At 56.1% G+C, this 278-nt stretch carries 1 protein-coding gene; it reads right to left on the minus strand.

Annotated features, from left to right (window positions below):
* Positions 1-278 (minus strand): beta-ketoacyl synthase N-terminal-like domain-containing protein (locus tag SB772_RS40250; RefSeq protein WP_410838551.1); only part of this gene is annotated, 278 nt, incomplete at both ends.

Below are 278 nucleotides of genomic sequence, written 5' to 3' on the forward strand. Positions count from 1 at the left end.
TGCGGGTTATCATTGCGGGTAGATAATGCACGTGCCGCGCCAAAACCACCAACACCCAGCGGCGTACTGGCTTTCTCTGCGCCACCTGCAACCATCACGTCAGCATCGCCATACGCGATAATACGCGCAGCATGGCCAATGTTGTGCACGCCGGAAGTACAGGCGGTCGCGATAGAGATGCTTGGGCCACGCAGGCCATACATGATAGTCAGATGACCTGCCACCATGTTCACAATCGTTGACGGAACGAAGAATGGGCTGATCTTACGTGGACCACC

The sequence above is a fragment of the Paraburkholderia sp. SIMBA_030 genome, from assembly GCF_046535245.1.
Taxonomy (GTDB): domain Bacteria; phylum Pseudomonadota; class Gammaproteobacteria; order Burkholderiales; family Burkholderiaceae; genus Paraburkholderia.